Genomic DNA, 18,889 nt, shown 5'->3' with positions numbered 1-18,889 from the left:
ACCCCGCCGCGCGGAGCGTGACGGCCTGACACCGGCACACCCTGACAGCCGCCGCTTAAGCGCACCTAAGAAGTGCCTCCGCCCCGCACCCGGCCCCTCGCCCCGCCGCCCGCAGGCCCGCCACCTGCGGCGAAGGTCCGCGGTCCGGGGCGCACGAAGCCGAGTACGGGGCGTACACAGCCGAGTATTAGGAGGGCTTTAGCGGCTTCGACGAGTCTGCCGTCCGGCGGGGCCCCGCCTGCCCGATGCTCACGCCGATCTGCCGGCTGTCCGGTCATCGGGTCAGGGGTCCGGCCGTTCTCGCGGAGAGGAGCGGTTGTCCCGGGATGGCGCACACCGAAGAGAAGCTTCTTGAATACCTCAAGCGTGTCACTGCGGACCTGCGTCAGACGGAACGCCGGCTGCAGGACGTCGAGTCGGCGGGCCACGAGCCGGTCGCGGTCATCGGCATGGCGTGCCGGCTGCCGGGCGGGGTCCGGTCTCCCGAAGAGTTCTGGGAGCTGATCTCCGCGGGCGGCGACGCCGTCGCCCCGCTGCCGGCCAACCGCGGCTGGGACCTCGACCGGCTCTACGACCCCGACCCCGAGAGCACCGGCACCAGCTACGTGCGCGAGGGCGGCTTCGTCTACGACGCGGGTGAGTTCGACCCCACCTTCTTCGGCATCGGGCCCAGCGAGGCCCTCGCCATGGCACCCCAGCAGCGGCTCGCCCTGGAGACCGCCTGGGAGGCGATCGAACGCGCCGGCATCGACCCGCTCGCCCTGCGCGGCAGCGACACGAGCACGTTCATCGGCTGCGACGGGCTCGACTACGCGCTGGGCGCCACCGAGATCCCCGAGGGCACCGCCGGGTTCTTCACCATCGGGAACTCCGGCAGCGTCACCTCGGGGCGCGTCGCCTACACCCTGGGCCTGGAGGGCCCGGCGGTCACCGTCGACACCGCGTGCTCCTCCTCGCTCGTCTCCCTGCACCTCGCCACCCAGGCGCTGCGCACCCAGGAGTGCTCACTGGCCCTCGCGGGCGGCACCTACGTGATGTCCTCCTCCGCCCCCCTGATCGGCTTCAGCGAGCTGCGGGGCCTGGCCCCCGACGGCCGCTGCAAGCCGTTCTCCGCGGGCAGCGACGGCATGGGCATGGCCGAGGGCACCGGAGTGGTGCTCCTGGAACGCCTCTCCGACGCCCGCCGCAACGGTCACAAGGTCCTCGCCGTCATCCGCGGCTCAGCAGTGAACCAGGACGGCGCCAGCAACGGCCTGACCGCCCCCAACGGCCCCTCGCAGGAACGCGTCATCCGCGCCGCCCTCGCCAACGCCCGCCTGACCGCCGACGACGTCGACGTGGTCGAGGCGCACGGCACGGGCACGACGCTGGGCGACCCGATCGAGGCCGGGGCCCTCATCTCCGCCTACGGCCAGGAGCGCGCGGAGGACCGGCCGCTGCTGGTCGGCGCGGTGAAGTCGAACATCGGCCACACGCAGATCGCGGCGGGCGTCGCGGGCGTCATCAAGATGGTGCTGGCGCTCCGCCACGAGCTGTTGCCCGCCATCCTGCACGTCGACGCCCCCTCGCCCCACGTGGAGTGGGACGGGAGCGGGCTGCGGCTGCTCACCGAGCCGGTGAAGTGGTCCCGCGGCGAACGCCCGCGCCGGGCGGGCATCTCCTCCTTCGGCTTCTCGGGCACGAACGCGCACCTGATCCTGGAGGAGGCGCCGGAAGAGACCCCTCGGGCGCCGTCCTCGGACGCCTCCCCAGGGGGGGAACGTGGTGGTGCGGTGGTGCCGTGGGTGGTGTCCGGGCGGAGCGCGACCGCGTTGCCCGAACAGGCTCGCCGTCTGGCCGACTTCGTAGCGGGCGCTCCCGGGGCGCCGCCCACGGAGGTCGGCTGGTCCCTGGCCACGACACGGTCGGTCTTCGAGCACCGGGCCGTCGTGGTGGGCCGCGACCGCACGGCACTGGCGACCGGACTGACCGCGCTGGCCTCCGGCACGGTGTCCCCGGACGTGGTGTCCGGCGCCGCGACCTCCGCGGGCGCGGGGCCGGTGCTGGTCTTTCCCGGGCAGGGGTCTCAGTGGGTCGGCATGGGTGCTCAGCTGCTGGATGAGTCTGCGGTGTTCGCGGCGCGGATTGAGGAGTGTGAGCGCGCGCTTTCGCAGCATGTGGACTGGTCGTTGTGTGAGGTGTTGCGGGGGGATGGTGCTGAGCTGTCCCGGGTCGAGGTCGTCCAGCCGGTGTTGTGGGCGGTCATGGTGTCGCTTGCCGCCGTGTGGGCCGACTACGGGATCACCCCGGCCGCGGTGGTGGGCCACTCCCAGGGCGAGATGGCTGCCGCCTGTGTGGCCGGTGCGCTGTCGCTGGAGGATGCGGCGCGGATCGTCGCCGTGCGCAGTGATGCGTTGCGCCGGTTGATGGGTCACGGAGACATGGCCTCCCTCAGCACGGGCGCCGAACAAGCCGCCGAGCTCATCGGGGACCGGCCAGGCGTATGCGTCGCCGCCGTCAACGGGCCTTCCTCTACGGTGATTTCGGGACCGCCCGACCATGTGGCGGCCGTGGTGGCGCAGGCTCAGGAGCGTGGTCTTCGTGCCCGGGTGATCGACGTCGGCTACGCCTCCCACGGCCCGCAGATCGACGACCTCCACGGCCTGCTGACCGAGCGCCTGGCCGACATCCGGCCGGTTGCCACCGACGTGGCGTTCTATTCGACGGTCACCGCCGAACGGCTCGCCGACACCACCGCGCTGGACACCGAGTACTGGGTCACCAACCTGCGTCAGCCGGTCAGGTTCGCCGACACCATCGACGCTCTTCTCGATGACGGCTACCGCCTCTTCATCGAGGCCAGCCCCCACCCCGTCCTCAACCTCGGCCTGGAAGAGACCGTCGAAGCCGCCGGCGCCACCGCCGCCGTCATCCCCACCCTGCGCCGCGACCACGGCGACACCGCCCAACTCACCCGCTCCGCCGCCCAGGCCTTCACCGCAGGCGCGGAAGTGGACTGGCGGCGCTGGTTCCCCGCCGACCTCGCCCCCCACACCATCGACCTCCCCACCTACGCCTTCCAACGCCAGCACTACTGGCTCGACCGCTCCGCCGCCGCCTCGCCGTCGCCCACAGGCGGTCCCGGCGAACACGGCCCTGCCGAGCAGCAGTTGTGGCAGGCCGTCGACGAGCTCGACCTCGGGCTGCTGGGCGAGACGCTGGCGTCGGAGGAAGGGAGCGAGGAGGCGGTCCGGTCGCTGGAGCCCGCGCTGCCGGTGCTGCGGGGCTGGCGCCGCCGGCACCGGGAACAGGCCACCATCGACGCGTGGCGCTACCACGTCACCTGGAAGTGCCACCCCGACGCCCAGACGCCCGAACTCGGCGGTGAGTGGCTGCTGTTCGTGCCCGCCGACCGTGCCGAGCATCCAGCCGTGCGCGCCACGGCCGACGCCCTCTCCGGGCACGGCGCGACCGCCGTCCGGCTGCACCCCGTGGAGACCGGCCGGGTCACCCGCGCGGACCTCGCCCCGGTGGACACCGCCGGGCTCGCCGGGATCGTCAATCTGCTGGCGCTGGACGAGGAGCCCCACCCGGAGCATCCCGCCGTGCCCGCCGGACTCGCGGCGACCACCGTCCTGGTCCAGGCCCTGAGCGACAACGGCACCACCGCCCCTCTGCACACGATCACGCAGGGCGCCGTGTCCACGGGCGCGACCGACCCGCTCACCCACCCGCACCAGGCCCATGTGTGGGGACTCGGGCGGGTCGCGGCGCTCGAACACCCGCGGCTGTGGGCCGGACTCGTCGACCTGCCCGCCCGTATCGAGCGCAGGACGCTCGGCCGGCTGGCCGCCGCCCTCCTCCCCCAGGAGGAGGACCAGACCGCCGTCCGCCCCACCGGCAGGCACACCCGGCGCCTCACCCACGCGCCCGCCACGCCCTCCCCCGGCGCGGTCGGTTCCGAACCCGGCGCGCAGCCCCGCGGCTCCACCCTCATCACGGGCGGTACCGGCGGCATCGGCGCCGTCCTCGCCCGTTGGCTCGCCCACCGCGGCGCACCCCACCTCCACCTCACCAGCCGCCGTGGCCCCGACGCGCCCGGCGCCCGTGAGCTCGCCGCCGAATTGGAGGCGTCGGGTACCGCCGTCACGCTCACCGCCTGTGACGTGGGCGATCCCGACCAGCTCCGCGCCCTGCTCGACCGCACGCCCGCCGAGCATCCGCTGAGCGCCGTCATCCACGCGGCCGGCATCACCGACCTCACGCCGATCGGCGAGCTCACGTCGGCGCGCCTGGGCGAGGTGCTCGGGTCCAAGTCCGACGCGGCCTGGCGCCTGCACGAGCTGACGCGGGACGCGGACCTCTCGGCGTTCGTGATGTTCTCCTCCGGAGCCGGTGTGTGGGGCAGCGGCCAGCAGGGCGCGTACGGCGCGGCCAACCACTTCCTCGACGCGCTCGCCGAACACCGCCGCTCCCTCGGACTGCCCGCCACCTCCATCGCCTGGGGCCCCTGGGCGGAGGCCGGCATGTCGGCGGACGAGGAGTCGCTGGCCTACTTCAAGCGCTTCGGCCTGCACCCGATCGCCCCCGACCTGTGCGTCAAGGCGCTGCAGCGGGCGGTCGACTCGGGCGAGGCCACGCTGACCGTGGCGAACTTCGACTGGACGACGTTCACGCCGACGTTCACCGCGCAGCGCCCCAGCCCGTTCCTCGACGACATCCCGGAGAACCGGCGGGAGGCCGAACAGACCGGGTCCGCCGCGGAGACCAGCGCCTTCCGCGAGGAGCTGGCGAAGACCCCCGCGTCCCAGCGGCACGGATTCCTCGTCCAGCACGTCCGTACGTACGCCGCCGCCACCCTGGGCCGCACGGTCGAGGACATTCCCGCGGCGAAGCCCTTCCAGGAGCTCGGCTTCGACTCGTTGACGGCCGTCCAGCTCCGCAACCAGCTCAACACGACGACCGGGCTCACGCTGCCCGCCACCGTGATCTTCGACCATCCCACGCCGGAGGTCCTCGCCACGCACCTGCGCGGACAGCTCAGTGACGACGGCGAGGCCACCGGCGAGGGCAGCGTCCTCGCCGCGCTCGACCAGTGGGACGCCGCCTCCGGTACGGCCCGGATGGACGAGGCGGCCCGGCGGCGGATCGCGGGACGGCTGCAGGTGCTGGTCGCCAAGTGGAGTCCGGCGCAGGACGGCCCCGAGGGGGCCGACTCCGCCCACGCCGATCTGGAGGCGGCGAGCGCGGACGACATCTTCGACCTCATCTCCAGCGAGTTCGGGAAGTCCTGACCTCCCGCTCCGGCCTCCGCGCGTCCGCCGACCACCCCGCCCCACCCGCATACCTCCCGATCACCACGTAACGTCAAGGAGCCTGGGTCAGATGTCGAACGAGGAGAAGCTTCTCGATCACCTCAAGTGGGTCACCGCCGAACTGCGCGAGGCCCGCCAACAGCTCCGCGACAAGGAATCGGCCGAGCCGGTCGCCATCGTGGGCATGGCCTGCCGCTATCCCGGTGGCACCCGGTCCGCCGAGGACCTGTGGCAGTTGGTGCGGGACGGGGGCGACGCCGTCGCCGGGTTCCCCGACGACCGCGGCTGGGACCTGGAGGGCCTGTACCACCCGGACCCCGAGCACCCGGGCACCAGTTACGTGCGGGACGGCGCGTTCCTGTACGACGCGGGCGACTTCGACGCCGAGTTCTTCGGCATCAGCCCGCGCGAGGCCGTGGCGATGGACCCGCAGCAGCGGCTGCTCCTGGAGACCGCCTGGGAGGCCATCGAGCACGCGGGCATGAACCCGCACGCGCTCAAGGGCAGCGACACCGGCGTCTTCACCGGTGTCAGCGCCCACGACTACCTGACGCTGATCAGCCAGACCGCGAGCGAGGTCGAGGGCTACATCGGCACCGGCAACCTCGGCAGCGTCGTGTCGGGCCGGATCTCCTACACGCTGGGCCTCGAAGGCCCCGCCGTGACCGTCGACACGGCGTGTTCCTCGTCCCTGGTGGCGATCCACATGGCGAGCCAGGCGCTGCGGCAGGGCGAGTGCTCGCTGGCGCTGGCCGGCGGCTCGACCGTGATGGCCACGCCCGGATCGTTCACCGAGTTCTCGCGCCAGCGCGGGCTCGCGCCCGACGGCCGCTGCAAGCCCTTCGCGGCCGCCGCCGACGGGACCGGCTGGGGCGAGGGCGCCGGGGTGGTGGCCCTGGAGCTGCTCTCCGAGGCCCGCCGCCGCGGCCACAAGGTGCTTGCGGTGGTGCGGGGTTCGGCGATCAACCAGGACGGCACCAGCAACGGTCTCGCCGCGCCCAACGGCCCCTCCCAGGAGCGCGTCATCCGCGCCGCCCTCGCCAACGCCCGCCTCTCGGCCGAGGACATCGACGCGGTGGAGGCGCACGGCACCGGCACCACGCTCGGCGACCCCATCGAGGCCAACGCGCTCCTCGCGACCTACGGCCGGGGCCGGCCGGAGGACCGGCCGCTGTGGCTCGGGTCCATCAAGTCCAACATCGGGCACACGCAGGCCGCCGCCGGGGTCGCCGGCGTGATCAAGATGGTCATGGCGCTCCGCGACGGCCTCCTGCCCTCCTCCCTGCACATCGACGCGCCCTCGCCGCACGTCCAGTGGGAGCAGGGCGGCGTACGCCTGCTCGCCGAACCGGTGGAGTGGCCCGCGGACCGCACGCGCCGGGCCGGCATCTCGGCGTTCGGCATCTCCGGGACGAACGCGCACCTGATCCTGGAAGAGGCCCCGGACGGCCTCGAAGAGGCCCCGGACGAGATACCCGAGGCCGGGGCCGACGGTGCCGGGCGTCCGGCACCCGAGGCCGCGCAGGACGGCGCGGTGGTGCCGTGGGTGGTGTCCGGGAAGACCGGCGAGGCCCTGCGCGAACAGGCCCGCCGTCTCGGCGTGTTCACCGCGGAGGAGGCCGGTTCCTCGCCCGTCGAGGTCGGCTGGTCGCTGGCCACGAGCCGGTCGGTGTTCGCCCACCGGGCCGTCGTCGTGGGGCAGGACTCCACCGACGCGGCCACCGCCCTCGGGGCGCTGGCGTCGGGTGAGGCGTCCGCGGACGTGGTGTCCGGGGTGGCCGGGGATGTCGGTCCGGGGCCGGTGCTGGTCTTTCCCGGGCAGGGGTCTCAGTGGGTGGGCATGGGTGCTCAGCTTCTGGACGAGTCCGAGGTGTTCGCGGCGCGGATTGAGGAGTGCGAGCGCGCGCTTTCGGCGCATGTGGACTGGTCGTTGTGTGAGGTGTTGCGGGGGGATGGTGCTGAGCTGTCCCGGGTCGAGGTTGTTCAGCCGGTGTTGTGGGCGGTGATGGTGTCGCTTGCCGCTGTTTGGGCCGACTACGGGATCACCCCGGCCGCTGTCGTCGGCCACTCCCAGGGCGAGATGGCTGCCGCCTGTGTGGCCGGTGCGCTGTCCTTGGAGGATGCGGCACGGATCGTCGCCGTACGCAGTGACGCGCTGCGCCAGTTGATGGGTCACGGAGACATGGCCTCCCTCAGCACGGGCGCCGAACAAGCCGCCGAGCTCATCGGGGACCGGCCGGGCGTATGCGTCGCCGCCGTCAACGGACCTTCCTCTACCGTCATTTCGGGGCCGCCCGACCACGTGGCCGCCGTCGTCGCCGAGGCCGAAGCGCGCGGGCTGCGTGCCCGGGTGATCGACGTCGGCTACGCCTCCCACGGCCCGCAGATCGACAACCTCCACGACCTGCTCACCGAACGCCTGGCCGACATCCGGCCGGTGGAGACCGACGTGGCGTTCTACTCGACCGTCACCGCCCGACGGCTCGACAGCGTCGCCGAACTGGACACCGAGTACTGGGTCACCAACCTGCGTCAGCCGGTCCGGTTCGCCGACACCATCGACGCTCTTCTCGCCGACGGCTACCGGCTGTTCATCGAGGCCAGCCCCCACCCCGTCCTCAACCTCGGCATCCAGGAGACCATCGAGCAGGCCGGTGCGCCGGCCACCACCGTCCCCACGCTCCGCCGCGACCACGGGGGCCGCACCCAGCTCACGCACGCGGCCGCGCAGGCGTTCGTCGCGGGCGCCGACGTCGACTGGCGGCGCTGGTTCCCCGCCGAGCCCGCCCCTCGTACCGTCGACCTGCCCACGTACGCCTTCCAGCGGAAGCACTACTGGGTGGAGCCACCCGCGGCCGTCACGGCCCGGGGCGGCGGGCACGATCCCGTCGAGGCCCAGGTGTGGCAGGCCATCGAGGAGCTGGACATCGAGGCCCTCGCCAGCAGCCTGGAGATCGAGGGGCAGACGGAGACCGTCGGCGCCCTGGAGCCCGCGCTGCCCGTCCTCTCGGCCTGGCGGCGACGGCACCGCGAGCAGTCCACGGTCGACTCCTGGCGGTACCACGTCACATGGAAGCATCTGCCGGACGCCGCGCCGCCGGAGCTCGGCGGGACCTGGCTCCTGGTCGTGCCCGCGGCGCACGCCGAGCACGCCGTCGTCCGGGCGACCGCGCAGACGCTGGCCGCGCACGGCGCCACCGTACGCCGGCACGTGGTCGACGCGGGCGCCGTGACGCGGGCCGGTCTCGCCGAGGAGCTGCGCCCCCTGACGGGCGAGGGCGCATGCGCCGGGATCGTCAATCTGCTCGCCCTCGACGAGGAGCCGCACCCCGAGCACTCCGCGGTGCCCGCCGGACTCGCGGCGACCACCGCGCTCGTCCAGGCCCTGGGGGACAACGGCGTCGACACGCCCGTGCGCACCCTCACGCAGGGAGCCGTGTCCACGAGCGCGACCGACGCGCTCACCCGGCCCGTGCAGGCCCAGGTCTGGGGCCTCGGGCGCATCGCCGCCCTGGAGTACCCGCGGCTGTGGGGCGGTCTCGTGGACCTGCCCGCGCGCATCGACCACCAGACGCTCGCCCGGCTCGCCGCCGCGCTGGCCCCGCAGGACGAGGACCAGCTGTCCGTGCGGCCGGGCGGCCTCCTCGCGCGGCGCCTGGCGCACGCGCCCGCCGCGCCGAACAGCGGCGTGAAGTGGCGGCCTGAGGGCACCACCCTGATCACCGGCGGCACCGGAGGCATCGGAGCCGTCCTGGCCCGCTGGCTCGCCCGGGAGGGCGCCCCGCATCTCGTCCTGACCAGCCGTCGCGGCCCCGACGCGCCCGGCGCCCGTGAACTCGCCGCCGAACTGGCCGAGTCGGGCACGAAGGTCACCCTGGCCGCCTGTGACGTCGGCGACCGGGAGCAGGTCCGCGGCCTCCTCGACGGGATGCCCGCGGAGCACCCGCTGAAGGCCGTCATCCACGCGGCGGGCGTGCCGAACTACATCGCGCTCGGCGAGGTGACGGACGCGGCGCTCGACGAGGTGCTGCGGCCCAAGGCGCTCGGCGCACTGCATCTGCACGAGCTGACGCGGGACGCGGACCTCTCGGCGTTCGTGATGTTCTCCTCCGGAGCCGGTGTGTGGGGCAGCGGCCAGCAGGGCGCATACGGCGCGGCCAACCACTTCCTCGACGCGCTCGCCGAACACCGCCGCTCCCAGGGCCTGGTCGGCACGTCCGTCGCCTGGGGCCCGTGGGCGGAGGCCGGAATGGCGTCCGACCAGGCCGCGCTGACGTTCTTCAGCCGCTTCGGCCTGCACCCGCTCAGCCCCGACCTGTGCGTCAAGGCGCTGCACCAGGCGCTCGACACGGGCGAGACGACGCTGACGGTGGCGAACTTCGACTGGACGCAGTTCACGTCGACGTTCACCGCGCAGCGCCCCAGTCCGCTCCTCGGCGACCTGCCCGAGAACCGGCGGGCGAGCGCCCCGGCGGCGGAGGACGAGTCCGCGGAGTCGTCGTCGCTGCAGCAGGAGCTGACCGCGGCGAAGCCCACGCAGCAGCGGCAGTTGCTGCTCCAGCACGTGCGCTCGCAGGCGGCGGCCACGCTGGGGCACTCGGACGTCGACGCCGTGCCCGCGACGAAGCCGTTCCAGGAGCTGGGCTTCGACTCGCTGACCGCGGTGGAGCTGCGCAACCGGCTGAACAAGAGCACCGGTCTGACGCTGCCGACCACCGTCGTCTTCGACCACCCCACGCCCGACGCGCTCACCGACGTGCTGCGGGCCGAACTGTCCGGCGACACCGCGGTCGCGGGCGGCGGGGGCGCGTCCGCCGCGTCCGCCGACGACGAGCCGATCGCGATCGTCGGCATGGCCTGCCACTACCCGGGCGACGTCCGCTCCCCAGAGGACCTGTGGGACCTGGTCGCCAACAAGGTGGACGCCATGGGCGCCTTCCCCGAGGACCGGGGCTGGGACCTGGACACGCTCTTCGACCCGGACCCGGAGAGCCGCGGCACCAGCTATGTGCACGAGGGCGGATTCCTCTATGACGCGGCCGACTTCGACGCCGGGTTCTTCGGCATCAGTCCCCGCGAGGCCATCGCCATGGACCCGCAGCAGCGGATGCTCCTGGAAGCCGCCTGGGAGGCGGTCGAGCGGGCCGGGATCGACCGCGAGGAGCTCAAGGGCAGCAACGCCGGGGTGTTCACCGGCCTGACCATCTTCGACTACATGGCGCTCGTCGGCGAACAGCCGACCGAGGTCCAGGGCTACATCGGCACCGGCAACCTCGGCTGTGTCGCCTCCGGCCGGGTGTCGTACGTCCTCGGTCTGCAGGGCCCGGCGCTGACCCTCGACACCGGCTGCTCCTCGTCCCTGGTGGCGATCCACCAGGCGGCGCAGGCGCTGCGGCAGGGCGAGTGCTCGCTCGCCTTCGCGGGCGGTGCCACGCTGATGGCCACTCCGGGCGCGTTCGTGGAGTTCTCCCTGCAGCGGGGGCTCGCGAGGAACGGCAGGCCCAAGCCGTTCGCGGCCGCCGCCGACGGCACCGGGTGGGCCGAGGGAGTCGGCCTCGTCCTCCTCGAACGCCTCTCGGAGGCGCGGCGCAACGGTCACAAGGTCCTCGCGGTGATCCGGGGTTCGGCGATCAACCAGGACGGTACGAGCAACGGGCTCACGGCGCCCAACGGCCAGGCGCAGCAGCGGGTGATCCGGCAGGCCCTCGCGAACGCGCGCCTGACCGCCGAGGACGTCGACGCGGTGGAGGCGCACGGCACCGGCACCATGCTGGGCGACCCCATCGAGGCCAACGCGCTGGCCGCCACGTACGGCAAGGAGCGGCGGGAAGACCAGCCGCTGTGGCTCGGCTCGATCAAGTCGAACATCGGGCACGCGCAGGCGTCGGCCGGTGTCGCCGGTGTGATCAAGATGGTGATGGCGCTGCAGAACGAGCAGTTGCCGGCCTCGCTGCACATCGACGCGCCGACGCCGCACGTGGAGTGGGACGGCAACGGTGTGCGGCTGCTGGAGGAGCCGGTGGCCTGGCCGCGGACCGAGCGCCCGCGCCGTGCGGGTGTCTCCGCCTTCGGCATCTCGGGCACGAACGCCCACGTGATCCTGGAGCAGGCGCCGGACGAGCCGGAGCCCCTGACCGACCCGTCGGCGGAAGCGCCGACCGGTGTGGTGCCGTGGGTGGTCTCGGGGCGCGGTGACGCGGCGCTGCGCGCCCAGGCCGCGCTGCTGGCCGAGCGCGTGACGGCCGACCCGCGGCTCGCGTCCCCGCTGGACGTGGGCTGGTCGCTGGTCAAGAGCCGTTCGGTGTTCGAGAACCGTGCGGTCGTCGTCGGCGGGAACCGGGAGGAGCTGCTGGCGGGGCTGCGCTCCCTGGCGGCGGGCGAGCCGTCGGCGGACGTCGTCGAGGGGGCCGTGCACGGGGCTTCCGGTGCGGGTCCCGTGTTCGTCTTCCCCGGGCAGGGCGGGCAGTGGGTGGGGATGGGGGCCCGGCTGCTGGATGAGTCTCCGGTGTTCGCGGCGCGGATCGCGGAGTGTGAGGAGGCGTTGTCGGCGTATGTGGACTGGTCGTTGACCGGTGTGCTGCGCGGGGATGGTGGTGAGTTGTCGCGGATCGATGTGATCCAGCCGGTGCTGTGGGCGGTGATGGTGGCCCTGGCGGCTGTGTGGGCCGAGCAGGGCATCGTGCCGGCGGCGGTGGTGGGGCACTCGCAGGGGGAGATCGCTGCGGCGTGTGTGGTGGGTGCGATCACGCTGGAGGAGGGTGCCCGGCTGGTGGCGGTGCGCAGCATTTTGCTGCGCCGGCTTTCGGGCCGGGGTGCGATGGCTTCGCTGGGGGTGGGTCGTGAGCGGGCCGAGGAGCTGGTGCAGGGGTATCCGGGGGTGGTGGTGGCTGCGGTCAACGGCCCGTCCTCCACGGTGATTTCGGGTTCGCCTCAGGGGGTCGAGGCGGTGGTGGGTGTGGCCAGGGAGGCGGGTCTGCGGGCCCGGGCGGTCGGCTCGGACGTGGCCGGGCACGGGCCGCAGCTGGACGCGATCATGGATCAGCTCACCGAGGGACTCGCCGGGATCCGGCCCACTGCCACGGGTACGGCGTTCTATTCCACCGTCACCGGGGCGCGGCTGGCCGATACCACCGAGCTGGATTCGGCGTACTGGGTCAGGAACGTGCGGCACACGGTGCGGTTCGCCGAGACGGTCGATGCGCTGCTGGCGGATGGTTACCGGTTGTTCATCGAGGCCAGCCCGCATCCGGTGCTGACGTTGGCGATGGAAGGGATCATCGAGGCCGCGGATCTGCCGGCCACCGTGGTTCCCACCCTGCGCCGCGACCACGGCGACACCGGCCAACTCACCCGCGCCGCCGCCCACGCCTTCACCGCAGGCGCCGACATCGACTGGACGGGCTGGTTCCCGGCCGTGCCGCTGCCCCGCGTGGTCGACCTGCCCACCTACGCCTTCCAGCGGGAACGGTTCTGGCTGGAGGCCAAGCGTGCGCTCGCCGGGGACCCGGCGGGGCTCGGGCTCTCCTCGGCGGGGCACCCGCTGCTCGGGGCCGCCGTGGAGCTGGCGGACGGCAGCAGCCACCTGCTGACCGGCCGGATCTCCCCGCGCGACCAGGCCTGGCTGGCCGAGCACCGGGTCATGGACAACGTGCTGCTGCCCGGTTCGGCGTTCGTGGAGGTCGCGCTGCAGGCCGCGGCGCGGGCCGGCTGCGGGGAGCTCGCCGAGCTGACGCTGCACACGCCGCTCACCTTCGGCGGCGAGGGCGCGGCAGCCGTCGACCTGCAAGTGGCGGTGGGCCCCCTGGCCGAGGACGGGCGGCGCCCCGTCTCCGTCCACTCCCGCTCCGTGAGCGAGGGCGAGGACGCCCCCTGGACCCGGCACGCCGCAGGTGTCGTCGCCCCCGCGGACCCCGGGGCCGGGGACGCGTCGTTCGACGGGGCCTGGCCGCCGCCGGGCGCCGCGCCGGTCGGCGGTCACGATCCGTACGACGAACTCGCGGCGCACGGCTACGAGTTCGGCCCGGCGTCGCAGGGCCTGGTCGCGGCCTGGCGGCTCGGTGACGACATCTACGCCGAGCTGGAACTGCCCGACTCGGAGAGCGGCAAGGCGGGCCGCTACCGGGTGCACCCGGTGCTGCTCGACGCCGCGCTGCACGCGCTGATCCTGGACGCGGTCACGTCGTCCGCCGACACGGACCAGGTGCTGCTGCCGTTCTCCTGGAGCGGCCTGCGGGTGCACGCGCCGGGCGCGGCCAAGCTGCGGGTACGCATCGCACGTACCGCCGCCGACCAGCTGGCCCTGACGGCCGTGGACGGCGGCGGGGCACCGGCCCTGACACTCGACTCGCTCACCGTGCGGCCGGTCGCCGCCCACCAGATCGCGGGCACCCGCGCCACGGACCGTGACGCGCTCTTCCGCCTCGAGTGGACGCCGGCGGCCGAGCGTACGGAGGCCGTCGCCTCGGTCGCGCGTCCCGCCGTCGTGGCACCGGTCGGGGATCCGCTGGGCGCGACGGTGTCCGGTGCGCTGTCCGGCGCCGCGGTGCGGGACACGTTCGCCGGGCTGCGCGACGCCGTCGCGGACGGCGCCGAGGCGCCCGACGTGGTGGTCGCCGTGTGCGCGACGCCCGGTACGGCGACGGGCGCCGACGCGGGCGGGTTCGCCCGGCTGGCCTCGGTGTCGCTGCTCGGACTCCTCAAGGAGTGGGTCGACGAGCCCGCGTTCGCGGCGAGCCGGCTCGCCGTGGTGACCCGGGGCGCGGTCGCGACCCGACCCGGCGAGAACGCCGACGACCTGCCGGGTGCCTCCCTGTGGGGTCTGGTGCGCAGCGCGCAGGCCGAGAACCCGGGCCGGATCACGCTGCTCGACGTCGACGACTCGGAGGCGTCCCTGACGGAGCTGCCGGTCGTGCTCGCCTCCGGTGAGCCGGAGTCGGCGCTGCGCGCCGGGCGCGTCTTCGTGCCGCGGCTGGTGCGGGACAGCGCCGCGTCGCGGCTCGCGCCGCCGCTCGGGTCGCCGACGTGGCGGCTCGCGGGGGCGGACGAGGACGGCACCGGAGGGGAGTTGGCGCTGGTCGACGCCCCGGAGGCCGGGCGGGTACTGGAGCCGCACGAGGTGCGGGTCGCGCTGCGGGCCGCCGCCCCGGCACCGGCCCCGTTCGCCGCGGGCTCGGTCGAGGGCGCGGGTGTGGTGACGGAGGTCGGCGGTACGGTCGGGCACCTGGCCGTGGGCGACCGGGTGATGGGGCTGTTCGACGCGGTCGGCCCGGTGGCCGTGACCGAGGGCGCGCTGGTCCTCCCCGTGCCGTCCGGGTGGAGTTGGGCGCAGGCCGCCGGATCCGTGGGGTCCTATGCGGCCGCGTATCACCTTCTGGCGGACGTCGTCGCGCCGGACGGCGGGGAGTCGTTGCTCGTCGAGGAGGAGACGGGGGCGGTCGGCCGGGCCGTCGTGCGCCTCGCGCCGCGCTGGCGCGCGGACGTCGTCGGCGGTGCGCTGTCCGCCCGCGGGGCGGACGGCGAGCGGGCCGCCGACATCGTCATCGGCGGGCAGGACACGGCGGCCGCGCCCGGCGCGGGCACACTGACCGTCCGCAGGACCGATGCCACGGACACCGCGCTGACCGTCGCGCCGCCCGAGCCCTCCCGCGTACGGGACATCGTCGCGGCCCTGGCCGAGGTGAGCGGTGACGGCGCGCTGGAGCCCCTGGACGTCGCCGTGTGGGACGTCCGGCAGGCCCCGGCCGCGCGGGCCGCCGAGGCCTCGCGGGCCCGGACGGTGTTCGCGCTGCCCGTCGCCTTCGACCCCGAGGGCACGGTGCTCGTCACCGGCGGCACCGGCGCCCTCGGCGCGCTGACCGCCCGCCACCTGGTGGGACGGCACGGCGCCCGGCACCTGCTCCTGTCCAGCAGGCGCGGGGCGGACGCGCCGGGCGCCCTGGAGCTGGCCGCCGACCTGTCCGCGCTCGGCGCGCGGGTCACCTTCGCCGCCTGCGACCCGGGCGACCCGGAGGCGGCAGCCGCCCTGGTGGCGTCCGTGCCCGCGGAGCATCCGCTGACCGCCGTCTTCCACTGCGCGGGCATCGTCGACGACGCGGTGGTGCAGAACCTCATGGCCGGGCAGGTCGAGAAGGTGATGCGGGTCAAGGCCGACGCGGCCTGGCAGTTGCACACGCTGACGCGGGACATCGACCTGTCCGCGTTCGTCCTCTTCTCCTCGGTCGCCGGTCTGCTCGGCGGCCCCGGCCAGGCCAGTTACACGGCCGCCAACGCGTTCCTGGACGCGCTGGCCCGGCACCGGCACGACGGCGGGGCGGCGGCGACCTCCCTGGCGTGGGGCTACTGGGACCTGGACAGCGGCATGTCGGGGCGCCTGGCCGACGTGGACAAGGCCCGGCACGCCGGGGCGGGGGTGATCGGCATCGGTGCCGACGAGGGGCTCTCCCTCCTGGACACCGCGTGGTCCAGCGGTCTGCCGCTGCTCGCGCCGGTCCGCCTCGACCTGGCCCGGCTGCACCGGCAGGCCCAGGACCGGCCCGCTCCCGCGCTCCTGCAGGACTTGGTGCGCGGCGCGGGCAGGAGCGGCGGCCGCCCGTCCGGAGCGGGCTCGTCCGCGCTGCTCAAGGCACTCGGCACGATGTCCGACGCCGAACGCGAGGAGGCGCTGCGCGACCTGGTGTGCACGCACATCGCGGCGGTGCTCGGCCACGAGCCGGGTACGCCCGTCAACGCGACGCAGGGGTTGCGGGAGCTCGGCTTCGACTCGCTGACCGCGGTGGAGCTGCGCAACCGGCTGTCGACGGCGACCGGACTCAAGCTGCCGGCCACGTTCGTCTTCGACCACCCGAACCCGGCCGAGCTCGCCGCGCACCTGGGGCAGGAGCTCGCGCCGCGTGCGGCGGACCCGCTCGCCGACGTCATCGCGGAGTTCGAACGCCTGGAGACCTCACTCCTCTCGGTCTCCTCGCAGGACGGCACGGCGCGGACGGAGCTCGCCGGGCGGTTGCGCGCCACGCTGGCCCGCCTCGACGTGCCGCAGGAGACGCGGGAGGCGGCCGAGGAGGCCGCGGTGGCCGTCCGCATCCAGGACGCGTCGGCCGACGAGATCTTCGCGTTCATCGACCGGGACCTCGGCAAGGACAGCGGCAACGGCAACGGCAACGGACACAGCGTGGAAGGACAGCGATGAACGAGTTCGCGCGCAAGAAGCGCGTCCTGGAGCTCAGCCGGCGGGTCAACGCCGGGGATCTGGACGCCGTCGTCGAGATGTACGCGCCCGACGCCGTCCTGGAGGACCCGGTGGGGCTGCCGCCGCTGACCGGGCACGACGCGGTGCGCGCCCACTACGCACTGCTCCTGTCCGCACGCCTGCGGGAGGAGGCGGCCGAGCCCGTCGCGGGACAGGACGCCACGCACGCCCTGCTCCAGATCACCTCCGTCATGGACTACCTGCCGCTGGGCCCCGAGTACGCGGCGCGGGGCTGGCTCAAGGCGCCCGGATCGCCCGGGACGGCGCGCCTGGAGCGCACCGCGATGCTCGTGGTGCGCATGGACAAGTCCGGACTCGTCCAGCACCTGAAGTCGTACTGGGGCACGTCCGACCTGACCGTCCTCGGCTGACCCCCCGCGATTCCCGGCGGCACGGCCGCCGGCCCACCCTTTCTGGAGGTGCAATGCCCGACGAGGCCTCGCGCAAGAAGATGGCCACCGACTACGCCCGGCGGATCAACGCCGGCGACATCGAGGGCGTCCTCGACCTGTTCACGGACGACATCGTCTTCGAGGACCCGGTCGGGCAGCCGCCCATGGTGGGCAAGGACGACCTGCGCAGGCACCTCGAACTCGCCGTGTCCTGCGGCACGTACGAGGTGCCCGACCCGCCGATGACGTCGATGGACGACCGTTTCGTGGTGACGCCGACCACGGTCACCGTGCAGCGTCCGCGGCCGATGACCTTCCGCATCGTCGGCATCGTCGAGCTCGACGAGAACGGGCTCGGCCGCCGGGTGCAGGCGTTCTGGGGCGTCACCGACGTGACCATGGACGGGCCCGCCGAGGCCGCCGCGACCCCCGCCCACGAGGACCGGCAGGACGCGGCGGACGGGCCCAGTGACCCCACCCATCCCGAAGGGATCCGCGCGTGACCACCACCCGACCCGCACACGCCGTCGTACTGGGCGCCAGCATGGCAGGCACCCTCGCGGCGCACGTCCTGTCCCGCCACGTGGACACCGTCACCGTCGTCGAGCGTGACGCGCTCCCCGAGGAACCCCTGAACCGCAAGGGCGTGCCCCAGGGCCGCCACGCCCACCTGCTGTGGTCCAACGGTGCCCGCCTCATCGAGCAGATGCTGCCCGGCACCACCGACCGGCTCCTCGCGGCCGGTGCCCGCCGCCTCGGTTTCCCCGAGGACCTGGTGACCCTCACCGGGCAGGGCTGGCAGCACCGCTTCCCCGCCACCCAGTTCGCGCTGGTCGCCAGCCGCCCGCTGCTCGACCTGACCGTACGGCGGCAGGCCCTGGCCCCCGCGAACATCACCGTCCGCCAGCGCACCGAGGCCGTCCGTCTGACGGGCGGCGACCGCCTGGTCACCGGTGTCGTCGTCCGCGACGTCGACACCGGCGGGCAGGAGACGCTGGAGGCCGACCTGGTGATCGACGCCACCGGCCGCGGCTCCCGCCTCAAGCCGTGGCTGTCCGACCTCGGCGTGCCCGCCCTGGAGGAGGACGTCGTGGACGCCGGCGTCGCCTACGCCACCCGGCTCTTCCAGGCCCCGCCCGGCGCGACGACCCGCTTCCCCGCGGTGAACATCGCCGCCGACGACCGGGTCCGCGAGCCCGGCCGCTTCGGTGTCGTCTACCCCATCGAGGGCGGCCGCTGGCTCGCCACGCTCTCCTGCACCCGGGGCGCGCACCTCCCCACGAGCGAGGACGAGTTCATCCCGTTCGCGAAGAACCTCAACCATCCGATCATCGCCGACCTGCTGCGGGACGCCGAGCCGCTCACCCCCGTCTTCGGCTCCCGCTCCGGCGCGAACCGCCGCCTTTACCCGGAGCGGCTCGAACAGTGGCCCGACGGCCTGGTCGTCATCGGCGACTCGCTGAGCGCGTTCAACCCGATCTACGGGCACGGCATGAGCTCGGCCGCGCGCTGCGCCGACACCCTCGACCGCGAGTTCACCCGCACCCCGGACACGGGCGCCGGGTCGGCCCTGCGCCTGCAGAAGGCGATCGGCGCGGCGGTCGACGACCCGTGGATCCTGGCCGCGACGAAGGACATCGACTACGTCAACTGCCGGGTCTCCGCGACGGATCCACGGCTCAGCGGCATCGACACGGCGCAGCGCCTCCGGTTCGCCGAGGCCATCACCGCGGCATCGATCCGCTCCCCCAAGGCCTCCGAGATCGTCACGGAGGTCATGAGCCTCAACGCCCCGCAGGCCGAACTGGGCTCCAACCGGTTCCTGATGGCGATGCGCGCCGACGAGCGCCTGCCCGACCTGAGCGCTCCGCCGTTCCGCCCGGAGGAACTGGACGTGGTGAACCTGGACGCGGCCACCGTCACCGCGGAGCCGGTCGGCCCCTGACACGATCCCACCC

The 18,889-nt window shown here is 73.9% G+C and carries 5 protein-coding genes and 1 pseudogene; all 6 read left to right on the top strand.

Translation table 11 applies throughout. The annotated features are described in order from the left end of the window. The first annotated feature begins 326 nt into the window (after positions 1–326). The 6 genes and pseudogenes from ACFYXE_RS07865 to ACFYXE_RS07840 all read left to right on the top strand — a co-directional run bounded on the left by ACFYXE_RS07865 (position 327) and on the right by ACFYXE_RS07840 (position 18,876). Positions 327–5,273 carry a type I polyketide synthase gene (locus ACFYXE_RS07865; RefSeq protein WP_389310101.1) on the top strand — a complete coding sequence of 1,649 codons (4,947 nt, stop codon included), beginning with the start codon at positions 327–329 and terminating at the stop codon, positions 5,271–5,273. Positions 5,274–5,364: 91 nt separating this feature from the next. Then, a pseudogene (locus ACFYXE_RS07860) lies at positions 5,365–5,409 on the top strand (hypothetical protein); the annotation flags it as partial. 6 nt (positions 5,410–5,415) lie between these two features. Then, positions 5,416–16,479 (top strand): type I polyketide synthase, encoded by an 11,064-nt coding sequence (locus tag ACFYXE_RS07855; protein ID WP_389311371.1) that lies wholly within the window; start codon positions 5,416–5,418, stop codon positions 16,477–16,479. Continuing rightward, the gene (locus tag ACFYXE_RS07850) at positions 16,476–16,910 is read left to right on the top strand and encodes a nuclear transport factor 2 family protein (RefSeq protein ID WP_389310098.1); all 435 of its coding nucleotides are present in this window, start codon (positions 16,476–16,478) and stop codon (positions 16,908–16,910) included. Before ACFYXE_RS07855 ends, ACFYXE_RS07850 begins: the two co-directional genes overlap by 4 nt. Positions 16,911–16,963: 53 nt before the next feature. Beyond that, positions 16,964–17,434, top strand: coding sequence for a nuclear transport factor 2 family protein (locus tag ACFYXE_RS07845; protein ID WP_361180634.1), 471 nt, complete (start codon positions 16,964–16,966; stop codon positions 17,432–17,434). Further along, positions 17,431–18,876, top strand: a complete 1,446-nt coding sequence (locus ACFYXE_RS07840; RefSeq protein ID WP_389310096.1) for an NAD(P)/FAD-dependent oxidoreductase — start codon at positions 17,431–17,433, stop codon at positions 18,874–18,876. Before ACFYXE_RS07845 ends, ACFYXE_RS07840 begins: the two co-directional genes overlap by 4 nt. The last annotated feature ends 13 nt before the right edge of the window (positions 18,877–18,889 follow it).

The sequence above is a fragment of the Streptomyces sp. NPDC002564 genome (genome assembly GCF_042889645.1).
In the GTDB taxonomy this organism is placed as follows: Bacteria; Actinomycetota; Actinomycetes; order Streptomycetales; family Streptomycetaceae; genus Streptomyces.
Note: the sequence above shows the minus strand (reverse complement) of the source record. Positions and strands in the feature narration are given on the sequence as shown.

Bases quoted from the DNA above. Each gene is read 5' to 3' on its own strand.
- ACFYXE_RS07865 (WP_389310101.1), top strand. From the start codon at position 327: ATGGCGCACACCGAAGAGAAGCTTCTTGAATACCTCAAGCGTGTCACT.
- ACFYXE_RS07850 (WP_389310098.1), top strand. From the start codon at position 16,476: ATGAACGAGTTCGCGCGCAAGAAGCGCGTCCTGGAGCTCAGCCGGCGG.
- ACFYXE_RS07845 (WP_361180634.1), top strand. From the start codon at position 16,964: ATGCCCGACGAGGCCTCGCGCAAGAAGATGGCCACCGACTACGCCCGG.